Consider the following 21010-nt stretch of genomic DNA (forward strand, 5'->3'; position numbering starts at 1 on the left):
GAAAATTAACTTTTGCGATGTAACAAAAACTGTGTAATCTGAGTCAATTCTTCAGCCTGACCTTCGAAGTGAGCCAAAGCATTTAAGGCTTGATCATGCAACTGCTTAGCATACTGTTTTGCCTGCTCGAGTCCCATAAGCGCAGGATAAGTCGATTTCTCTACCTGTTCATCCTTGCCTGCCGTTTTTCCTAATACTTCAGTATCAGAAATGATATCTAGAATATCATCCTGCACCTGGAAAGCCAGACCAATGGCCTGACCAAATTCACGCAGTTTCGGAATCGCCAGATCGGTACCTTCAAAAATCGTCACCGCAGCCATCATGATGGCTGCTGAAATCAGTGCACCGGTCTTATTACGGTGAATGGTTTCTAATGCTTCCTGGTCAATTCGTTTTCCTTCAGACTGCAGATCTAAAACCTGACCATTGACCATCTTGGAAGATGCTGTAGCCAGAATCTGCATCTGCTTTAATACAATTGCTGGCTCAACTGCAGGGCCCTGATCAAACAGACGGCTGCCTAAAATTTCAAAAGCCATGGATTGCAGAATATCGCCAGCAAGCAACGCGGTATCTTCACCAAAGGCAACATGACAGGTTGGTTGTCCACGACGCAACAAATCATTGTCCATACAAGGCAGATCATCATGCGCCAGTGAATAGCAATGAATGAACTCGATTGCGACTGCAGCACGACGCACAGCAGCAGTATTCTGATTTGGCTTGAGTGCGGCTGTGGCATAACATAAGGCTGGACGTACACGTTTTCCACCCAGCATCACTGCATGGTGTACGGCTGCTTTCAGCGGCTCAGGAATGGCAAAAGCATCTAATGCTGTCAATAGGTCCTGTTGAATACGATGTTGTGCTTGAGTTAATGCATGGGTTGACAGCTCAGTTGTAGATGACACATTCGCCTCAGATCGGTTGTTCAATATATTTTCGATGACAAGAATAAGGAACTTGCCGCTTTATTCCTGCATTGTACCTTTAAATATCCTAAATTATCAGCTTGAATTCGTCTGCTGATTTTGCTCTATCAAAAGCCAAGATTATTTTAATGAAAAGAAGCTATCTAGAATGTTAAAGGTGCTGCCCTGAATATAAAAAACCATTGTACGGACAATGGTTTTGTATATAAGCAGATTTCATTAAATTAATTCTATTCTTTCAAAACTTCTGCAGGCACACGTACCCAGCCTTCCATCAAGACACGCGCACTACGGCTCATGATGGCTTTCTTCACTTTCCATTCACCATTTTCCTGAGTAGCTTGTGCGCCAACGCGTAAAGTCCCTGATGGATGACCAAATCGCACCGCTTCACGCTCACCACCACCTGCTGCCAGATTCACCAATGTTCCTGGAATCGCAGCTGCAGTGGCAATCGAAACCGCGACGGTTCCCATCATGGCATGATGCAGCTTACCCATCGATAAGGCACGTACCAATACATCGGTATCTAATTCGGTGATCGCTTTACCCCCTGAAGACACATAAGCTTTAGATTGTGATACAAAAGCAATTTTCGGCGTATGCTGACGTTGAGCTGCTTCAGTAATATCTGAAATCAATCCCATTTTTAATGCGCCATAAGCACGAATGGTTTCAAATTTAGCGAGCGCTACCGGATCACTATTAATATCTTCCTGTAGCTCTGTGCCCTGATAGCCCAGGTCTTCAGCTTTCAGGAAAATTGTCGGAATACCCGCATTGATCAAAGTTGCTTCAAAGGTACCGTATTCTGGAACAACCAGCTGATCGACTAAATGACCTGTCGGAAACATAGCTCCACCCTCGGCATCATCATCGGCAGGGTCCAGAAATTCGATCTGAACTTCAGCCGCTGGAAAGGTGACACCATCCAGCTCAAAATCACCCAATTCCTGTACCTGCCCATTCACAATTGGCACATGGGCAATAATGGTTTTCTGAATATTGACCTGCCAGATCCGTACTGTGCAGATGCCGTTTTCCGGAATACGAGAGGAATGTACCAGACCATTACTAATCGCAAATGAACCTACACCCGCTGTCAGGTTGCCGCAGTTACCACTCCAGTCGACAAAAGGTCGGTCAATTGCAACCTGTCCAAACAGATAGTCTACGTCATGATCAGGTTGCTGGCTTTTAGACAGAATGACCGCTTTGCTGGTACTGGAACTGGCTCCCCCCATCCCATCAATCTGCTTGCCATAAGGATCTGGGCTACCAATCACACGTAAGAGTAACTGGTCTCTGATTTTGCCCGGCTGTTGTGCTGCAGGTGGAAGATCTTCCAGCTTGAAAAATACACCTTTACTGGTACCTCCACGCATATAGGTAGCTGGAATCTTGATTTGCGGGGCAAAACTCATCGTTATTACCTTCCTTTGTCTGATCTTTATTTTGTAAATGCAATGTAACTGAGGTTGAATTTGAGTATAGTATATTTATATCGTGATAAATTGACTGCAAGACCTTTGTATAAAAAAACAACATATACAACGGCTGTCTTTTTAGTATTCGATGAGGAATATCAGATTCAATAAAATTAATATATTGATTCATTTATCTTTTATTTAATTTATTTTTATAATAATTTTTTATTAATCTGATAATAATTTTTCATTTAAGGCTTCTACTAGGCTTCTTTTGACTGATCAATTACAATCTTTCAACTTATTTTTACATTGTCGGGCTGAATACTTTGAATAACGAGTCTTCACAACTTCAGCGTGGCTTAAAGAACCGTCATATTCAGTTGATCGCCATGGGCGGTGCAATTGGCACAGGCTTATTCTTAGGTTCCGCACAGGTGATCCAATCCGCTGGTCCTTCGATTATTCTGGGCTATGCCATTGGTGGCTTAATTGCTTTCCTTATTATGCGTCAATTGGGTGAAATGATTGTTCATGAACCTGTTGCAGGTTCTTTCAGCCATTTTGCTTATAAATATTGGGGTAAATTCCCTGGTTTCCTCGCGGGCTGGAACTACTGGATCCTGTATATCCTGGTCGCAATGACCGAGCTTACCGCTGTCGCAAAATATATTAACTACTGGTGGCCCCATATTCCTGCTTGGGCATCGGTGCTGTTTTTCTTCATTGTGATTACCCTGGTCAACCTTGGCAATGTGAAATTCTATGGTGAATCAGAGTTCTGGCTTTCAATCATTAAAGTGACTGCCGTCATCTCGATGATTGTCTTTGGTTTATACCTGATCCTGACTGCAGATGCTTCATCTACTGCATCTTTTAGCAATTTATGGACCGCAGGTGGCTTCTTCCCAAATGGCTTTGAAGGTTTATTCTTCATGCTGGCCTTCCTCATGTTCGCCTTTGGTGGGATTGAACTGATTGGTATGGCAGCAGCAGAAGCGGAGAATCCGGAAAAGACCATTCCTAAAGCGATTAACCAGGTTGTTTTCCGTATTCTGATTTTCTATGTCGGTGCGTTGACCATCTTGTTATCATTAGTGCCTTGGAACCAGTTGGAACTCGGCGGTCTGGATAAAAGTCCATTCGTAATGATTTTCAGTCAGCTAGGTATTGACTGGGCAGCCCACCTGCTAAACTTCATTATTCTAACTGCTGCACTGTCTGTATATAACAGTGGTATGTATGCCAATAGCCGCATGCTTTACGGTCTGGCCAAACAAGGCAATGCACCGAAGCTCTTCCTGAAAGTAAATAAACAAGGTACGCCAATTCCTGCAGTACTCTTCTCTGCTGCTTTGATTTTTGGCTGCGTACTGTTGAACTACTTTGTACCAGAAGATGCTTTAAGCCATCTGATCTATGTGGTGGTAGGTGCCTTGGTCTTGAACTGGGCAATGATTTCACTGACACATTTCAAGTTTATTCAGGCAATGAAAAAAGTTGGGGAAAAAACCAAATTTCCAGCACTTTGGTCTCCAGCAAGTAACATACTTGTATTAGGCTTTATTGCGACTATTCTTTACATTATGTGGACTCAGGGCTTCCAGGAATCTGTATACATGCTTCCGATTTGGGTCGTGATCATGTTTATCCTGTTTAAACTGCTCAAGACCAAAAATTAATTAAAAAGTTTTAATTGACTATTTTTTAAAGTTATTGCTTCGGCAATAACTTTTTTTTTCGTCTTTTTTGGAGTAGATTAGGGATCGTTTTGCGCCCTTAGCTTAACTGGATAGAGCAGTTGCCTCCTAAGCGACCGACGTGGGTTCGAGTCCCGCAGGGCGCACATATTTCAAATATGTGAACTAATTAACAAAAAATTTAAGCAATAATTCAATAAATCTATATTTTTTTCATTTTTTTTACTATCTCTCTATTTCTAATTAAATTTTTAAATTTCAAAAACTTATATCCTTACATTACTTTTCAATTAGTATTTTTACTCTAATTTGATGTTTTTTTGAACTACTCATTCAAACTAGAGCATTTACTCTTTTTTATATTGTGTTATTTTTGTCACATGGAGTAACAAATCAGCCATTGAAGGCATAGGAATGACTCCAAAAACAATACCAAGCTAATACCGAAAAAACGTTTTAAATACCCAAATTTGTACCTCAAGGGAAATGTATAATGAAATTAAAAGCACTAAGCACAGCAATGATTTTAGCAACTGTACCAATGACAGGTGCTTTTGCTGCAGGTATGGATCGTTCTGGTCAATCTATGGCTGCATTCTTACAACCGGGTAACTACTTTGAAGCAGGTATTTCTGTTTTAGATCCGAATGTTTCTGGCAAAGTAAAAAATGGTTATACGCCTTCAGCAGCAGTTCCACCAGCAGCAGTAGGCCTACAAAATACCAGCGTTGATGATATGGCAGGTGACTACTACTTCCCGTCTGCAGCACTAAAATTACAATTAAACGATAATTTTTCTTTTGGTTTAATTTACGACCAACCATTTGGCGCTGATGTTACTTATTCAACTGGCGACACAGGTTCAGCAGCTTTAGGTGGCGCAGGTTTATTCCATGACGGAAATGAATCAACATCAGCAGAAGTAGATACACAAAATATTAGCGTTATTCTAGGTTTTCAACCTACTGAAAATTGGAACTTCTATGGTGGTGGAGTCTATCAAACAGTAAAAGGTAATGTCCAATTACGTGGTTACGCTTACAGTGGAACAAATAATTTTGGTGGTTACAACGCAAATATTGGTGAAGACTCAGCAGTTGGTTGGTTAGCAGGTTTTGCATACCAAATTCCAGAAATTGCTTTAAAAGCATCTGTAACATATCGCTCAGAAATTAAACATGAGTTAACTGTTGACGAAAGCTCTATTGCTGCATTGGGAACAAATCCAGGTACAGTAATCAATATGAACAATGGTCTTGGCGAAACTGAGATTACCACACCTCAATCTATTAATTTAGATTTACAAACAGGTATCATGGCTAATACCGTAGCATTCGCAAATGTACGCTGGGTTAATTGGAAAGATTTTTCAATCCGTCCATACGCGTTCGGTAAAGGCGCAGAAGCTGCATCAACAGCATTAACTGGTGGTGCTTACACGAAAGGCTTTAACTTACTCGACTATTCTGATGATCAAATTTCTGCAACAGTAGGTGTAGGTCGTAAATTCAGTGAACAATGGGCTGGTAATGTATCTGTAGGTTACGACACAGGTGCAGGTAACCCTGTATCAACATTTGGCCCTACTGAAGGCTACTGGAACGTAGGCTTAGGTTTACAATTTAGCCCTGCTCCAAACTACTTTATTGCAGGTGGCGTGAAATACTTTATGTTGGGTGATGCTACAGCACATTCTGGTTCATATTCTGTTCCTGGCAATGCTCAAAATGCTCAAGTTGCAGAATTTGAAGACAACGATGCATGGGCATACGGCTTAAAAATTGGTTACCGCTTCTAATCCCTTAGTTTTCAAAGGAGCCACTCTTCGGGGTGGCTTTTTTGCACTTAAAACCCACTCGTTTTTATACAAGTGTTAACCAAATGTTCAAACTTAAAGCAATTAAACTCATATTTACCCAAACATCACCCTAAAAAAATTATTTAATAAAATTCATTTACTTAAGACCTAAAAATAGTTCTTTTACTCTAATCAACTGCTATTTATAACTTATTCAGTTCATTTATTCTGCGAAGTTGAGCATTTACTCTTTTTTCAAATGTGTTACTTTTCCTGCACTTTTTGTTACATAAAGCATCAGGGAACGACCATGAAGCTCAATAGAATTTATTCGGCTATTTTACTTAGTACTCTCCCACTTACACCTGCGCTTGCTGCTGGTTTAGACCGTTCTGGTCAGTCTATTGCTGCATTTTTACAACTGGGTAATTATGCAGAAGCAGGTATTTCAATTTTAGATCCCAAAGTTCAATCTAATCAATTGAAAGTTAACGATATGGCAGAAGATTATTATTTCCCTTCTGCTGCAATTAAAGTACAAGCAACTGAACACATTTCTATAGGTCTTTTATATGACCAACCATTTGGCGCCGAATCTCTCTACCCTTCAAATAATCCAGTTTTTGGTGCGAATGGTGAAGCAACCCAAGTAGAAGTAGAAACACACAATCTTTCAGCTTTAATTGGTTACCAACCTACAGAAAACTGGAATTTCTACGCAGGTCCTGTTTGGCAAACTGTTGAAGCAGATATCTCCCTACGTGGTCAAGCCTATATATCACCTAAAGACCCAACTAAAGTTTTAAGTGGCTATGACATTAAAATACATGAAGAAGAGGCTTTTGGTTGGCTCGCAGGCTTTGCTTATCAAATCCCTGAAATCGCACTTAAAACATCAGTAACTTATCGCTCCGAAATCAAGCATAAAGCTAAATCGGTAGAGACACACAAGTTAATGCCAATGTTAAATGTAGAATCACAACTTGATGCCATAACCCCACAATCAGTAAACATTGATTTTCAAACAGGTGTTGCAGCCAACACTTTAGCTTTTGCCAATATCCGTTGGGTACATTGGGATCAATTTGCGGTCACACCAAAGTTTTTAAATTCAGCTTCTGGCAATAACCTTATTGACTATTCAGATGATCAATGGTCTGCAACCGTAGGCGTGGGTCGCAAGTTTAATAGTCATTGGTCTGGTTCTGCTTCTGTAGGTTATGACTCTGGTGCGGGTAACCCGGTCACCACTTTAGGTCCAACAGAAGGTTATTGGAGCGTTGGCTTAGGTGGTCAATATAGCCCAGCAGAAAACTATTTTATTCAAGCTGGCGTAAAATACTTCTGGTTGGGTGATGCCACTGCACGTACGGGTACAACAGACGTTGGTGAATTTGAAGACAACTATGCTTTGGGTTATGGTCTAAAAATCGGCTACCGCTTCTAAATCAATGCACTGTTAATATCGCATAAAAACAAAGGGCATCAAATGATGCCCTTTATTGTATTCAGCTTCAGATTAAGCAGGAATATAACGTACCGAAGCACCCCGAATTGCTTCTTTTAATGCTGCATAACCATGAATTGCAGGGAATTGTGGGAATTCTGCAATCACATTTTCAGGTGCATCAAACAAGAAACCTTTGTCCGCTTCACCCAACATCGTTGTATCGTTATATGAATCGCCTGCAGCAATTACGCGGAAATTTAAACCGTGTAAGGCTTTAACAGCTTGACGTTTTTGGTCTGGTTGACGCAGTTTATACGCAGTAATCATGCCATTTTCATCTGATTCTAGCTTATGGCAGAAAATGGTTGGCCAACCCAACTGCTTCATCAACGGGTGTGCAAACTCATAGAACGTGTCTGAAAGAATAATCAATTGGAAGTGTGTGCTCACCCACTCTACAAACTCTTTCGCGCCAGGAAATGGCCCCATATCCGCAATCACCGCTTGAATATCATTCAACCCCAAGCCATGCTGTTTTAGAATATTTAAACGCTGAGTCATCAACACATCGTAGTCAGGAATATCACGTGTAGTTGCTTCAAGTTCTTTAATGCCAGTTTTTTTAGCAAAGTTAATCCAAATTTCTGGAACTAACACACCTTCAAGATCAAGACATACGATTTCCATGAATATTCCCCTCAGTTATCATCTAAAAAATTTTCCATATCATAGCTGAAGATTCATATTTTGCATTGTTCTTTTTTAAATCTATTTTTTTCATAAGTATTTATTTTTTAGTGATAAGACTACTAATTCTCTTCTATTAAAATACATGTGAAATTAATTAATATAGGCAGAGTCATTCCAAGCCTATATCGCCAGGATTCTCATGACCACTATTCCTACTATTGATATTATGGATGCGCTTGCATCTGAATATGCTGATAAATCTCCAAGTGAAATTTTGGCACTTGCCCTGAATCAACCAGGTGAAATTGCCATTTCATTTTCTGGTGCAGAAGATGTTGTACTGATTGACATGGCTTCCCACCTCGGTAAACCTTTCCGTGTCTTTAGTCTGGATACAGGCCGCTTGCACGCTGAAACCTATCAATTTATCGAGCAAGTTCGAAAACACTATAATGTAGATATTGAAATCTGTTTTCCTGAACGTGAAGCCATTGAAAATTTGACTACTCGTAAAGGGATGTTCAGTTTCTATCAAGATGGTCATCAGGAATGTTGTGGCATCCGCAAGGTTCAACCATTACGAAAAAAACTTGCAACACTTGATGGCTGGATTACCGGTCAGCGTAAAGACCAGAGCCCGGGTACACGGAATGAAATTCCGGTGGTTCAGGCAGATCCAGGTTTTTCAGGTCCCGGTAAACAGCTGATTAAATACAATCCGCTGGCCAACTGGTCGAGTGCCGATGTATGGAGTTATATCCGCATGATGGAAATTCCATACAACCCATTGCATGAGAAAGGATTCATTTCTATTGGCTGTGAACCATGTACTCGTCCCGTTTTACCGAACCAGCACGAACGTGAAGGTCGCTGGTGGTGGGAAGAAGCCACGCATAAAGAATGTGGCTTACATGCAGGCAACCTGAAAGAGTAAAATTAAATCAGACTGTGCATATTTGTAAAAGGCTATCCTGAATCAGGATAGCCTTTTTAACTACGAATCTTACATTTGGTGACAAGATATCAAGTCTCCTCTTTTACCATTCATCAGGAAAGATCCTGAGGATAATCAAAGAATTTATAAAATGTTGTTGAATAGATTTATTTGCAAAAAAATGTGAAATTGAACTCAATACCATTCTTTTAATGATGCATAATTATTCAGTTATACTCCCACCAGACCTAAAAAACGTATTTTCAGCAGTAGCCTTAAAAACTAAAGTTTTCACATTTCAAAAACTTAGGAAGGTATAAACCTCCATGTCAATTATTACTTTTTAACTTAACAGATTAAGATTAAGCAGTTCATTTCTACGTTAAAACAGCTATACTTTCTTTACTAAAGCAATAATTCTAACAAGGCTTTTCAGATAGAGAACAGCCATATAGAGTGCAGTGAGGCAATCCACGCTATGCGTCCATTACATCCAATTGATCTTATTTTTTTATCTTTAGAGAAACGGCAGCAACCTATGCATGTAGGTGGTCTTTTTTTATTTCAGATTCCCGATAATGCACCGGCAACTTTTATTCAGGAATTGGTGCGTGATATCCGTACTTCCAAATCTATTCCAATCCCACCTTTCAATAATTATTTAAATGGCTTGTTCTGGGATGAAGATCAACAGTTCGATCTGGATCATCATTTCCGGCATATTGCCCTGCCAAAACCGGGTCGCATCCGTGAATTACTCACCTATATTTCACAGGAACATAGTGCCCTGATTGACCGTGCCAAACCACTCTGGACCTGTCATATCATTGAAGGAATAGAAGGTAACCGTTTCGCGATGTACTTTAAAATCCACCATGCCATGGTCGACGGCATTGCGGGTATGCGTCTGGTCGAGAAATCACTGTCTCATGATCCACAGGGAAAAAGTATTGTGCCACCATGGTGTGTAGAAGGACCACGTGCCAAGCGCCTGAAAGCACCAAAAGTTAGTCGCATTAAAGGCGTTTTATCTACGCTGAAAGGACAACTGGAATCTACTCCGCGTGTCATCTATGAGCTGTCGCAAACTGTATTAAAAGACATGGGACGTAATCCTGATTATGTCTCCAGTTTCCAGGCCCCTTCATCCATTCTAAATCAACGTGTCAGTGCATCACGCCGATTTGCCGCGCAATCCTTTGAATTTGAGCGTCTTCGCCGTATTTCTAAAGCCTTGGGTGTAACCATTAACGATATCGTGCTGGCAATCTGTTCCGGTGCCTTACGTGAATATTTAATCAGCCAAGATGCTCTACCGAAGAAACCGTTGATTGCCATGGTACCGGCTTCTGTACGTTCTGATGACTCTGATGTATCAAACCGTATTACCATGATTCTGGCGAATCTGGGTACGCATAAGGAAGACCCTTTAGAACGTCTCAAGATCGTACGTCGTAGCGTACTGAATGCCAAAGAACGTTTTAAGCGCATGAATGCCAATCAGATTCTGAACTATAGTGCTTTTGTTTATGGCGCTGCAGGTTTGAATATTGCATCAGGTCTGATGCCAAAACGCCAGGCATTTAATCTGGTGATTTCCAATGTTCCAGGTCCACAAGAACCGCTGTACTGGAATGGTGCCCGTCTGGAAGCTCTCTACCCTGCCTCTATCGTGCTCGATGGTCAGGCACTCAATATCACCATGACCAGTTATTTAGACAAACTTGAAGTGGGTCTGACCGCCTGCCGTAATTCCCTGCCTAAAATGCAGAATCTGCTTACTCATCTTGAGGACGAAATCCAGCGTTTTGAACGGATTGTCGATGGTGGCAAAACCCCAAAGCTCGCAGCAGTAAGTTAGACTGCGATGAAGACTAAAATCAAGACTAAGTTTTTATGCAAAAATAAGTATGAACATTTTTGCCAATAATTTCATGCAATAATAAAGGGGCATATGGTGCCCCTTTATTTTTATTTGATTATTTTTTATTCAAACCATTCAAGCAATATTCAAATTTTAACTTTTCACAGTACGACATTGTTTTAATAGCTGATGGCAGACCGTACGAATCATAGATGAAGTAATCTGAACTTCATTGCCGCGTTCGTCCACAATGTATCCCGCGTGGACAGTTTTCGGTTCAAGCACGTGTTTTAGACCCTTATTAATAACTGCTTTACTTATACTCATGACACACCTCATTTTTTGCTAAGCCAAAATATTGGGAGATTGGCTTTGGCTACTGGATGTGTCTAGTATTCAGAATTCACCTGCGCTTGTAAAATTCCAGTTGTAACAAGGGTTTTACGATATTCTGTTACAATTTCAGCTGAGAATGATATCGTATTGCTCTTGCGTATATAAATTCTCAACTTGGAACTTAATCACGCGATCAATAAAGTGTTCCAGATCCGCCACAGCCGGGGCTTCTGCAGTCAGCAGTCGATCAATCACTGACGGATGTGCCACTACAGTAAATCCACTTTGTGATTGATAAGCGCGTGCGTAACGTAAAATTTCACGGAATATTTCGTAACACACTGATTCTGCTGTTTTGACGTATCCACGTCCCTGACAGGTTGGACAGGATTCGCATAACAGGTGCTCTAGAGATTCACGGGTACGTTTACGCGTCATCTCGACCAGACCCAGTTCAGATACCTGGGTAATCTTGGTTTTGGCATGATCACGTTCCAGCATTTTTTCGAACTGGTTCATTACCTCGTCACGATGCTGTGCTTCCTGCATGTCAATGAAATCAATAATAATGATCCCACCCAGATTACGCAGTCGTAACTGACGTGCAATCACCTCAGTTGCTTCCATATTGGTTTTGAAGACGGTATCTTCCAGTGAACGACCGCCGACATAGGAACCGGTATTGACATCAATCGTGGTCATGGCCTCAGTCTGATCAATCATCAGATAGCCACCAGATTTTAGTGCCACACGGGTTTGTAGAGCCTTCTGGATATCATCTTCAACATTATATAAGTCAAAAATCGGGCGCTCGCCTGGATAGTGCAGCAAACGATCATTCATGCTTGGCACAAATTCTTTAACAAACTCTTTCAGTTTGCCGTGGATTTCACGTGAATCGACATAGATTTTGGCAGTGTTTTCATTGGCCAGATCACGAATCACACGCTGTGGCAGCGGCAGTTCTTCAAAGATCAGTGATGGAACAGCAATACTCTTCTGTTTGCGCTGAATGTAATCCCAAAGCTTGGCCAGATAAGCCATGTCCTGGGCAATTTCAGCTTCATCAATGCCTTCTGCCGCAGTACGGACAATCACCGAACCGGGCAGTTTATGCTGGGCCTGAATCCGTTCAATAATCGAACGTAAACGATTACGTTCTTCTTCAGATTCAATTCGTTGCGATACGCCAATATGATTGCCATAAGGCATCAAAACCAGATAACGTGAAGGAATGGAGAGATCAGTCGAAAGACGTGCCCCTTTGGTCCCGAGCATGTCTTTCATCACCTGCACCGTCAGAATCTGACCTGGCTGCAGTAATTCAAATACATTCGGTGTCGGCTGCTGACGCGGCCAGACCATATCATTGATATGCAAAAAAGCAGTACGTGACAGACCAATATCGACAAAAGCAGCCTGCATCCCTGGCAGGACACGGACCACTTTGCCTTTATATACGTTCCCCACCAGACCGCGCTTCGCGGTACGCTCGATGAACAGTTCGTTCACCGTGCCGTTTTCGATTAACGCCACACGACATTCCATCGGTGTGAAGTTAATCAATAACTCGTCAGACATAACAACACTCAAAACATTATAAGAATTCTTTTTTCAGCAGTTAATTTAGTGCCTTAACCGTCTGTAATAACTGTACCGTTTCATATAGGGGCAAACCGACTACATTAGAGTAGCTCCCCTGAATCGCGGGGATATAACGTGCTGCAATACCTTGAATGGCATAACCGCCTGCCTTGCCTACCGGTTCACCAGTCGCCCAATAACTTTCCATATCATGGGTGGTGAGTGATTGAAATTCAACCTGTGTCCTTACCACTATACTGTATTTTTCATTTTTTGTGCGTACGCAGACACCGCTAAATACATCATGTTTACGACCTGATATTTTAGCCCACATTACAAAGGCATGCTGTTTGGATTCAGGTTTACCCAGAATCTCGTTATCAACCCCCAAACTGGTGTCGGCAGCAATGATAATTGCATCTGGATAACGCTCGGCCACGGCATCCGCTTTGGCACGTGCCAAACGTTCAACATAAGCCGCAACTGACTCATTGGGCAATACGGATTCGTCAATATCAGGACTGTAAATCTCGAACTCCAGTCCCAACTGTTGCAACAGTTCACGGCGTCGAGGTGAACTGGAGGCCAGAATCAGATGCGCCATTTTCTGAGCAGATAATATAGAACAGGCCATACCATAACGCTAGTCAGTATCGGTAGCCAGTGACGTGGAATCGAGAACTGCACGCCGCTAATGATCTGAGCAAAGAAGGTCAGCATCAGATGGGCAACGAGTGCCAATGTAGCAATAATCCAGAGATTGCTAAAAGTCAGGATGCGGCGCTCACGGGTCAGGAAGCGCGCCATAAAGGCAATAATAATAAAACTCAGCGCATTCAGACCTAAAGGTGCATCTAATAGCAGGTCTAACAAGATTCCGGTACTGAACGCAAACCAGATCCCACACCAGGTCGGCTGACAGAGCACCCAGAACAGCATCACCATCAGCATAAACTGCGGACGCCAGCCAGAGAGCGAATAAGATAAAGGATAGACCACCAGAACCGAGGCAAAAATTACTGAAATAATAATCGGGAACAATGGATCCCGATGGGTTCTGGACTGCATTTTAGCGATCGACATGTGGCTGCTCCATCGCTAATGAATCAGAAAACAGTACCACCACATGATGACCACCAGCCAGCTGTGCTGCCGGAATCACATCAATCTGGGCAAATTCACCTGAATTATGACGTTGTACTTTAGAGACGGTGCCAACCAGATAACCTGCCGGGAAATGCTGTCCCAAACCTGAGCTATAAACTTTTTCACCGACTTTGATGTTGGCACTGGTCGGTACATATTCCATTTTCAGACGCCCAAGATCACCCGTCCCCGAGACGATGGCACGCATGCCAGTGTGTTCCAGACGTACTGAAAGTGAATGTTCTTTATCTGAGAGCAGCATGACACGGCTACTATGCGGATAGACACTAATGATCTGTCCCATGATCCCCTTGTCATCCAGCACAGTCTGTCCTATCCGTAGGTGGCTGTTAGAACCCCGGTTAATCACGATGATATGACGCAGCGGATCGGCATCAGTACCAATCACTTCTGCAATTTCCATACGTCCATCAATAATTAAAGGCGTGTCCAGCAACCCGCGCAGACGGGTATTTTCAGCAGACAGTTCAGAAATTTTCTGTAAGCGTACCTGCGCCTGTAATAGCTCAGCCTGCATCGCGGTATTTTCACGACGCAGTTGTGCTTCAGACTTGGTTTGTTGATTCAGCCATTCTCGCGACAATACAGGATAACTGGCCACAGCATATATCGGATTATATGCCGCATTCAGCACATCCCTTGCAGGTTGAACCAGATGAGGCATGCGCCAATCAAAGAAAAGCACCACCAGACAGGTCACCAACGCAATGACGAATGAGCGAAAAGATGGCGGTTGTCGAGAAAACAGATGTGTTTGCACCCGCCGTGTCCTGTTCTTAGCCTACGAATAACATGTCATGATTTGGGTTGTCGAAGAATTCGAGAACCTTACCGCCACCACGTGTTACACATGACAGCGGATCTTCTGCAACCACCACAGGAAGACCAGTTTCTTTGGCAAGAAGCTTGTCCAAGTTACGTAGTAATGCACCACCACCCGTCAATACGATCCCGCGCTCAGCAATGTCTGAAGACAGTTCAGGAGGGGTTTGTTCCAGTGCAGATTTCACAGCAGACACGATATATTGCAATGGGTCAGAAATTGCCTGAGTCACTTCATCAGAAGTCACCGTAATTGCACGCGGCACACCTTCAGCCAGATTACGACCACGAACTTCAATTTCCAGTGGTTTTGCACCTTCATCCGGAAGCGCCATACCGACTTCTTTTTTAATAATTTCAGCAGTCGTTTCACCGATTACGCAACCATGTGCTTTACGCACGTAGTTAATAATCTGTTCATCAAACACATCACCGCCAATACGCAATGAGTCTGCATAGACACAGCCCTGCAGCGAGATGATCGCGATTTCTGTTGTACCACCGCCCACGTCCACAACCATCGAACCACATGCCTGCTCTACCGGCATGCCAGCGCCAATTGCAGCTGCCATCGGTTCTTCAATCAAACGTACTTCACGCGCGCCAGCGTTATACACGGCTTCACGGATCGCACGACGTTCAACCAGGGTAGATTTACATGGAACACACACTACAACACGTGGTGCAGGCGGGAATAAACGTTTTTCGTGAACCTTGCCGATGAACTGATTCAACATGGTTTCAGTGACTTCAAAGTCTGCAATCACACCATCTTTCATCGGGCGGATTGCTGAAATATTTGCCGGGGTACGACCAAGCATTTGTTTCGCGTCAAGACCTACGGCAGCAACAATTTTTTGTGAACCACTATGACGGATTGCTACAACCGTCGGTTCATTTAATATAATGCCTCGTCCTGGCGCATAAATAAGTGTATTTGCAGTACCTAAATCAATGGCTAGATCTGGCGAAAACAAGCCTATTAGTCGTTTTAGAATCACGGGGACGTTCTCAATTAAACTTTATATGGACGCAAGGTGGCAACTTTAACTAAATGTGATGCTTTGGACAAGTCAATCGCTTATCATAACGCATGATAATTTGATTTTTTTTTAATACTGATTAGGTAATGTTATGTCTACATCGGATGCACAGCATTCTGCAGATTTAAATGCAGAAACAGTTTCAGCTATTGCGAACCTTGCACGATTATCGCTGAATGATACGCAATCTGCTGAATATGCTCAAATTTTAAATAAAATTTTAGGCATGATGGAAACGCTGAAAGGTATCAATACTGACGGTGTTGAACCATTAAAAAGCCCTTTCGACCATCCTCAGCCATTACGTGAAGATGTAGTGAGTGAAAGTAATCACCGTGATGAATATCAGGCAGTTGCGCCAGTGGTACAGGATGGCTTGTACCTTGTTCCTCGCGTAATTGAGTAATTACTATCCAGTTCAATCTTTTTATTAAATTAAACGTAAAGAATTATTTCTCATGACAGATTTACACCGCCTATCAATTCGTGAACTTACCGAAGGTTTGGCCAATGCTAAATTTTCATCACGCGAATTGACTGAACATTACTTAAAACGCATCGAAAAAGTGGATGCTCAAGTGAAGTCATACGTGACTGTGACCGCTGAGCAAGCACTGGCACAAGCCGATGCTGCTGACGCACTGCGTCGTGCTGGTAGCGCAAATGTGCTGACTGGTGTGCCAATTGCACATAAAGACATCTTCTGTACCCAAGGCATTAAAACGACTGCTGGTTCTAAAATGCTGGACAATTTTATCTCTCCTTACGACGCGACCGTTGTAGCGAAAGGTAAAGCTGCGGGCCTGGTGACGCTTGGTAAAGTGAACATGGACGAATTCGCCATGGGTTCAACTTCCGAATCATCTTACTTTGGCGCGACCAAAAACCCTTGGGCACTGGATCATGTTCCGGGTGGCTCTTCAGGCGGTTCTGCTGCGGTTGTAGCGGCTGATCTGGCGCCATTTGCAACCGGTACTGATACTGGTGGTTCGATCCGTCAGCCAGCCTCTTTCTGTGGTCTGACTGGTCTGAAACCGACTTATGGCCGTGTATCGCGTTTCGGTATGATCGCGTACGCATCATCATTGGACCAAGGTGGTCCAATGGCACGTTCTGCGGAAGACTGTGCTTACCTGATGAATGTCATGGCAGGCCACGATGCTAAAGACTCTACTTCAATGGAAAAAGAAGTAGATGATTATGTGGCAAACCTGAACGGCACATCTGTGAAAGGCCTACGTATTGGTATTCCAAAACAGTACTTCAATGTTGAGGGTCTTGCCGCTGATGTAAAAGCACGCGTTGAAGAATCCTTAAAAAAACTGGAAGAAATGGGCGCTATTCTGGTTGAGATTGATCTCGACATGACAGAAGCCTATGTTCCAACGTATTACCTGATCGCACCTGCCGAAGCATCTTCAAACCTGTCTCGTTATGACGGCGTGCGTTATGGCTACCGTTGTGAAGAGCCTAAAGATCTTCTCGACCTATATAAACGTTCCCGTTCAGAAGGTTTCGGTGCCGAAGTTCAGCGTCGTATCCTGATTGGTACCTATGCCCTGTCTGCTGGTTATTACGATGCTTATTATGTAAAAGCACAGAAAGTACGCCGTCTGATCCAGCAAGATTTCCTTAAAGCTTTTGAATCTGTCGATGTGATTGCTGCTCCTTCTGCGCCAACGACTGCCTATAAAATCGGTGCGGATTTAACGCCGGTTGAAATGTATCTGGGCGATATTTATACACTTGCGGTAAACCTGGCAGGTCTTCCTGCGATTAACGCGCCTGTTGGTTTTGACCATAACAACTTGCCGGTTGGCTTACAGCTGATTGGTAACTACTGGTCAGAATCTCAACTGTTGTCTGTGGTACACCAGTATCAACAAGCAACAGATTGGCATACAAAACGCGCTGCAATTGCTGAGGAGAATGCATAATGGCGAAGAACAACGCTAAACCTAAATCAAACCTGATTGATGGTTGGGAAGTCGTTATTGGTATCGAGATTCACACTCAGCTTGCGACCAAATCTAAAATCTTCTCGGGTTCTTCTACCGAGTTTGGTAATGATCCAAACACTCAGGCGAGCCTTGTAGATTTGGCCATGCCGGGCGTATTGCCAGTGCTGAACAAAGAAGTGGTTGATCTTGCGATTCGCTTTGGTTTGGGTATCGATGCTTATATCGATCAGGCTTCTGTATTTGCACGTAAAAACTACTTCTACCCGGATTCTCCAAAAGGCTATCAGATCAGCCAGATGGACAACCCAATTGTGGGCTTGGGTCATATTGACATCCAGCTTGAAGATGGCACAGTAAAACGCATTGGCGTGACTCGTGCACACCTTGAGGAAGATGCGGGTAAATCAATCCATGACCAGTTTGAAGGCATGTCAGGCATCGACTTGAACCGTGCCGGTACGCCACTGCTTGAAATCGTATCTGAACCGGATATGCGTTCAGTTGAAGAAGCCGTTGCCTACATCAAAGCGATTCACACGCTGGTACGCTGGTTAGGTATTTCTGACGGTAACATGGCAGAAGGTTCGTTCCGTGCGGACTGTAACGTGTCTTTACGTCGTCCGGGTCAACCCTTCGGTACACGTTGTGAATTGAAAAACTTGAACTCATTCCGTTTCATTGAACAGGCGATCAATGTTGAAATTGAACGTCAAATGGAAATTCTGGAATGGGACGGCACCATCGACCAAGAAACTCGTCTGTTTGACCCTGTGAAGATGGAAACCCGTTCAATGCGTTCTAAAGAAGAAGCGAACGATTACCGCTACTTCCCTGATCCAGACTTGTTGCCTGTGATCATTGCAGATGAGCAAATTGAAGCAGCACGTGCTGCCCTTCCTGAGCTTCCTGCTGCACGTCGTGCACGCTTTGTAGCTGACTTTGGCGTGACTGAGTACGATGCGCACGTTCTGACATTGACTCGTGAAATGTCAGAATTTTATGAAGAAGTCGTTAAGGCTGCTGGTGGCGCTACACAAGGTAAGATTGCTGCAAACTGGGTGATGGGTGAATTCTCAGGGGCGCTAAACAAAGCAGGCTTAGATTTGGTTGATTCTCCTGTATCTGCGGAAAAACTTGGCGGTATGATCGCACGTATTGTGGACAACACGATTAACGGTAAGATCGCGAAGCAAGTATTCGGCTTTATGTGGGACGAAGGTAAATCTGCGGACGAGATTATTGCGGAAAAAGGCTTGAAACAGGAAACTGATACAGGCGCAATTGAAGCGATTATTAAGGACGTGCTTGCTGCGAACGAGAAGATGGTTGAAGAATATAAATCTGGTAAAGAGAAAGCGTTCAACGGTCTGGTTGGTCAAGTAATGAAAGCAGCAAAAGGTAAAGCCAACCCTGCTCAAGTGAATGAATTGATGAAGAAATTGATTGGTTAATTTATTCGCTAATTAATTGATTTCATGTTATAAAAACCTCGCTTAATGCGGGGTTTTTTTTACTATGTCTTATACTATTACAAATGAAATTATTGATATTGACCAACAAATTGAAATTATAAAAATGAAATGTCAAAATATGAAGGAATATGAAGAACAATTTATCCATCATAAGTCCATAGAACATTTTTATGAATGTATTAAAAAATTAAATCCAGAAGATAATTTTTTAATCTCAAAAATATATAGTAAAGGTCGCGATACTGTTATTTCTTTAAACAGTATTATATTCGACTCAACTTACCCACCCAATACACCGACGCTAAAAAAGTTAATAGATCATTTATCTGTAAATCTCGAATACCATAAAAATATTTGTGAAAGTACATATAAAGCAGTTGAAAAAAGAATCCATGAACTTGAATTTTATGAATGGTCTATCCTTGAAATGATCAACATTTGTAAATATATCTGTGCCGATATTGACCAAATTTCAGATATATTAAATCTACTTAAGCAAACTAAAACATATAGACTTCAGAAAGGTACTCTACAAATGGATGATATTGACCCAATAATGAAACCCAGTACAACTATTCAAAATAATTATAATGCACCAATACAGCAAAGTATGATTCAAAGTGGTCATAACAATACAATGAGTGTTAATCAAATTTATAACCAGGCGTTACAACAGGTTTGTAACCAAATTCGTGAGGTTATTAATAACTCTCGAGAATCTGACCCAATTAAGGAGACTCTAAATACTGACATAAATAATATTGAAAATGCTCAAAGTCATCCTGAAAGAAAATCAGCATTCGAATCTTTATTATCAAACAGTGCATCAATCGCAACTCTTTGGTCCTCTTTAGCGCCATATATTCCTGAATTAATGAAGTCTATAGGGTAATTTTTTAATAAAAGCCTGCTCATTAATTAGCAGGTTTTTATATCTGAATAAAAATACATATGAGCATCAAAAAAGTATCATCTATCGCTAAACTCGAAGACTTAGGACGTATTCAGCTTTCAAAGTCCTTCTTTATGCGTGATTTCCTCTATAGCGAAATATCCAATTGGTACGGTATACCTAACTTTCCAGACCATCCTGAAATTGCAATTCGTACAGGCACAAAACTCTGTGAAGAATTACTTGAACCTCTCCAAGACAAATTTGGGCGTATCACCATTCGATCTGCTTATCGTTCACCAAGCGTCAATCAGCTTGGTAATGAAAAAGGACATAATTGCGCCAGCAACGAGAAAAACTTTGCCAGTCATATTTGGGACTATCCAGATGAAAAAGCTACGGTGCAACGGCGTGTATTGTCATTCCATCATTTTTAGCACTGTATGAAAAAGATCAAGTCAATTGGCAACAACTCGCCTATTGGATTCATAATAATTTGAATTACAACCATCTACAATTTTTCCCAAAACTTTGTGCATTTAATATTGGCTGGCATGAACAACCTACTCGGGAAATTTATAGCTATATCCAACCTAAAGGTTATTTATTACGGGGTGAAGCGGTGAATAGCGAGTTTGAGAAGTTTTATCCTGATTTTTTGTAATTCCCCCTCACCCCAACCCTCTCCCTAAGGGAGAGGGAGTATCAAATAATTTCATGACTGCATTAATTTAATAGTGAATAATCCCCTCTCCTTTTAGGAGAGGGTTAGGGAGAGGTATTTCTAAAAAAGAAGCACAAGCGAGGATTAGGTAAAGGATTAATATTTATGCTATAAAATCAAAAACATTTAAGAAAAACAAAAATGACACCCAAACTTTTGCTCTTCCTTATCCAAATTGCCATTGGCATATTTGCACTGGTCATTACCATTT

Annotated in this window: 19 protein-coding genes and 1 tRNA gene; 11 read left to right on the forward strand and 9 right to left on the reverse strand. The window is 42.1% G+C overall.

Annotated features, from left to right (window positions below):
- Window positions 1-5 precede the first annotated feature (5 nt).
- Window positions 6-914 carry a polyprenyl synthetase family protein gene (locus tag C8322_RS08920; protein WP_111810533.1) on the reverse strand — a complete coding sequence of 303 codons (909 nt, stop codon included), beginning with the start codon at window positions 912-914 and terminating at the stop codon, window positions 6-8.
- Between the two features lie 251 nt (window positions 915-1165).
- Window positions 1166-2359: a 2-methylaconitate cis-trans isomerase PrpF gene (gene prpF / locus C8322_RS08925; RefSeq protein WP_111810534.1), complete on the reverse strand. Its 1194-nt coding sequence runs from the start codon at window positions 2357-2359 to the stop codon at window positions 1166-1168.
- Window positions 2360-2691: 332 nt separating this feature from the next.
- Here prpF and C8322_RS08930 point away from each other — a divergent pair, with 332 nt between their 5' ends.
- From C8322_RS08930 to C8322_RS08945, 4 genes are all read left to right on the forward strand, one after another.
- On the forward strand, window positions 2692-4044 hold the full coding sequence (locus C8322_RS08930; RefSeq protein WP_004810960.1) for an amino acid permease: 1353 nt from the start codon (window positions 2692-2694) through the stop codon (window positions 4042-4044).
- A 91-nt stretch (window positions 4045-4135) separates the two neighbouring features.
- A tRNA-Arg gene (locus C8322_RS08935) sits at window positions 4136-4208 on the forward strand.
- A 347-nt stretch (window positions 4209-4555) separates the two neighbouring features.
- Window positions 4556-5860, forward strand: coding sequence for an OmpP1/FadL family transporter (locus C8322_RS08940; protein ID WP_008305644.1), 1305 nt, complete (start codon window positions 4556-4558; stop codon window positions 5858-5860).
- A 310-nt stretch (window positions 5861-6170) separates the two neighbouring features.
- The gene (locus C8322_RS08945) at window positions 6171-7307 is read left to right on the forward strand and encodes an OmpP1/FadL family transporter (RefSeq protein ID WP_111810535.1); all 1137 of its coding nucleotides are present in this window, start codon (window positions 6171-6173) and stop codon (window positions 7305-7307) included.
- Between the two features lie 72 nt (window positions 7308-7379).
- Here the strand turns inward: C8322_RS08945 and thrH are convergent, their stop codons facing one another.
- The gene (thrH, locus tag C8322_RS08950; RefSeq protein WP_111810536.1) at window positions 7380-7997 is read right to left on the reverse strand and encodes a bifunctional phosphoserine phosphatase/homoserine phosphotransferase ThrH; all 618 of its coding nucleotides are present in this window, start codon (window positions 7995-7997) and stop codon (window positions 7380-7382) included.
- Between the two features lie 202 nt (window positions 7998-8199).
- Here thrH and C8322_RS08955 point away from each other — a divergent pair, with 202 nt between their 5' ends.
- A complete protein-coding gene (locus tag C8322_RS08955; RefSeq protein WP_004810968.1) occupies window positions 8200-8934 on the forward strand; it encodes a phosphoadenylyl-sulfate reductase in 735 nt (244 codons plus the stop codon).
- Window positions 8935-9412: 478 nt separating this feature from the next.
- Window positions 9413-10795 carry a WS/DGAT/MGAT family O-acyltransferase gene (locus tag C8322_RS08960; RefSeq protein WP_004893385.1) on the forward strand — a complete coding sequence of 461 codons (1383 nt, stop codon included), beginning with the start codon at window positions 9413-9415 and terminating at the stop codon, window positions 10793-10795.
- A 156-nt stretch (window positions 10796-10951) separates the two neighbouring features.
- On the opposite strand, the gene C8322_RS14415 is transcribed toward C8322_RS08960, so the two are convergent.
- From C8322_RS14415 to C8322_RS08985, 6 genes are all read right to left on the reverse strand, one after another.
- On the reverse strand, window positions 10952-11125 hold the full coding sequence (locus C8322_RS14415; RefSeq protein WP_004810972.1) for a PA1571 family protein: 174 nt from the start codon (window positions 11123-11125) through the stop codon (window positions 10952-10954).
- Window positions 11126-11260: 135 nt separating this feature from the next.
- Window positions 11261-12715, reverse strand: a complete 1455-nt coding sequence (gene rng / locus C8322_RS08965; protein ID WP_004810976.1) for a ribonuclease G — start codon at window positions 12713-12715, stop codon at window positions 11261-11263.
- A 40-nt stretch (window positions 12716-12755) separates the two neighbouring features.
- Window positions 12756-13322: a Maf-like protein gene (locus C8322_RS08970; protein ID WP_004893384.1), complete on the reverse strand. Its 567-nt coding sequence runs from the start codon at window positions 13320-13322 to the stop codon at window positions 12756-12758.
- The gene (gene mreD, locus C8322_RS08975) at window positions 13310-13801 is read right to left on the reverse strand and encodes a rod shape-determining protein MreD (RefSeq protein WP_004893383.1); all 492 of its coding nucleotides are present in this window, start codon (window positions 13799-13801) and stop codon (window positions 13310-13312) included. The genes C8322_RS08970 and mreD overlap by 13 nt, the downstream gene beginning before the upstream one ends.
- On the reverse strand, window positions 13788-14645 hold the full coding sequence (mreC, locus tag C8322_RS08980) for a rod shape-determining protein MreC (RefSeq protein ID WP_004810981.1): 858 nt from the start codon (window positions 14643-14645) through the stop codon (window positions 13788-13790). Before mreC ends, mreD begins: the two co-directional genes overlap by 14 nt.
- Window positions 14646-14661: 16 nt before the next feature.
- Window positions 14662-15708, reverse strand: a complete 1047-nt coding sequence (locus C8322_RS08985) for a rod shape-determining protein (RefSeq protein WP_004893381.1) — start codon at window positions 15706-15708, stop codon at window positions 14662-14664.
- Window positions 15709-15841: 133 nt separating this feature from the next.
- On the opposite strand from C8322_RS08985, the gene gatC reads away from it, so the two are divergent.
- The 5 genes from gatC to C8322_RS14585 all read left to right on the forward strand — a co-directional run bounded on the left by gatC (window position 15842) and on the right by C8322_RS14585 (window position 20512).
- Window positions 15842-16156: an Asp-tRNA(Asn)/Glu-tRNA(Gln) amidotransferase subunit GatC gene (gene gatC / locus C8322_RS08990; RefSeq protein WP_004893380.1), complete on the forward strand. Its 315-nt coding sequence runs from the start codon at window positions 15842-15844 to the stop codon at window positions 16154-16156.
- A 52-nt stretch (window positions 16157-16208) separates the two neighbouring features.
- Window positions 16209-17687, forward strand: a complete 1479-nt coding sequence (gene gatA / locus C8322_RS08995) for an Asp-tRNA(Asn)/Glu-tRNA(Gln) amidotransferase subunit GatA (RefSeq protein WP_004893377.1) — start codon at window positions 16209-16211, stop codon at window positions 17685-17687.
- On the forward strand, window positions 17687-19162 hold the full coding sequence (gene gatB / locus C8322_RS09000) for an Asp-tRNA(Asn)/Glu-tRNA(Gln) amidotransferase subunit GatB (protein ID WP_111810537.1): 1476 nt from the start codon (window positions 17687-17689) through the stop codon (window positions 19160-19162). The genes gatA and gatB overlap by 1 nt, the downstream gene beginning before the upstream one ends.
- Window positions 19163-19226: 64 nt before the next feature.
- Window positions 19227-20075, forward strand: a complete 849-nt coding sequence (locus tag C8322_RS09005) for a hypothetical protein (RefSeq protein ID WP_111810538.1) — start codon at window positions 19227-19229, stop codon at window positions 20073-20075.
- Window positions 20076-20134: 59 nt separating this feature from the next.
- Window positions 20135-20512 (forward strand): hypothetical protein, encoded by a 378-nt coding sequence (locus C8322_RS14585; RefSeq protein WP_228156501.1) that lies wholly within the window; start codon window positions 20135-20137, stop codon window positions 20510-20512.
- Window positions 20513-21010 lie beyond the last annotated feature (498 nt).

The organism is Acinetobacter sp. SM1B (assembly GCF_003289665.1).
In the GTDB taxonomy this organism is placed as follows: Bacteria; Pseudomonadota; Gammaproteobacteria; order Pseudomonadales; family Moraxellaceae; genus Acinetobacter; species Acinetobacter schindleri.